The following is a 1074-nucleotide window of genomic DNA, read 5'->3' on the forward strand; positions in this document are numbered from 1 at the left end:
GGCGGATTCAAGCGGCAAGTGCAACAGTATAAAAACCAGCCATAACTTCACTCGGTGTATACCAACCTAGTGTTTTTCTAGGACGATGGTTGAGTGCAAATTCTATCTGCTCTATTTGTTCGTTTGACACGCCATCAAACGATGATGATTTTGGCAGATATTGACGGATTAAACCATTCGTATTTTCATTTCTAGCTCGCTGAATAGACTTGTAAGGATCAGCAAAATACGTCTCTATGCCAGCATCAGTAATTCTTTTGTGTTCGGAAAATTCTTTGCCATTATCAAATGTCACACTATAAGCATGGCTCATTTGTAAACGATCTAATGCACAAGTAATCGTTTGAGAGGATGCTCTTGTTGGCCCTAAATGAACAATATGTACATACAGGCTCTTTCGATCAACGAGAGTCAATAAAGCACCTTTATGATGTTTACCAATCACCGTGTCACCTTCGAAATCTCCTAAACGTTGTCGTTGATCAATGACCTGGTCTCGGCAGTGAATACTTGTTTTATCAATGATTTGACCCCTACGATCCGTGTTTTTGTAACCGCGTTTTCGATATTTCTTCTGATGCCTTAAATGTAGATGAAGTTTACCGCCTTTTGATTTATCTTGATAAATGTACTGGTAAATCCACTCATGTGAAGGTACATCCAGCCAACCGCGTTGTGTTAAAGCACCTGAAATTTGTTCGGGTGACCAGTCCAAACCAATCAAATAATCAATATAAGCGAAGGCAAATGCTGTCATTGATGATGAAGGACGGTACCGTCTTTGACTTGCAAATTTAGCTGCCTGTTGAGCTCTATATCCACGTTGCCCAGTATTTCTTTTTAATTCACGGTAGATGGTTGATCGTGAACGTCCTAATTCCCGAGCAAGGGTAGCGATTGAACTTTTACTTTTCAAAGTAGCATAAATTTCGTATCTTTCATCTTGAGAAAGTTGGGTGTATTTCTTCATTGTGTGCTTTCCAATTGCGAGTTGAAAAAGTCTAATGATTCTATGAATACACCTAACTTTTTCAACTAACTACAAATGTGTTGCACTTGGGATTTGAATCTGCG

At 39.2% G+C, this 1074-nt stretch carries 1 protein-coding gene; it reads right to left on the reverse strand.

The genetic code is table 11. The annotated features are described in order from the left end of the window. Nucleotides 1–7 precede the first annotated feature (7 nt). Nucleotides 8–970 carry an IS30-like element IS18 family transposase gene (locus tag FTV12_RS16385; RefSeq protein WP_125279924.1) on the reverse strand — a complete coding sequence of 321 codons (963 nt, stop codon included), beginning with the start codon at nucleotides 968–970 and terminating at the stop codon, nucleotides 8–10. Nucleotides 971–1074: the final 104 nt, after the last annotated feature.

The sequence above is a fragment of the Acinetobacter sp. YH12233 genome (assembly GCF_013417725.1).
Classification (GTDB): domain Bacteria; phylum Pseudomonadota; class Gammaproteobacteria; order Pseudomonadales; family Moraxellaceae; genus Acinetobacter.

Excerpts from the sequence above, each read along its gene's own strand:
- FTV12_RS16385 (WP_125279924.1), bottom strand. The coding sequence starts at position 970 with ATGAAGAAATACACCCAACTTTCTCAAGATGAAAGATACGAAATTTAT.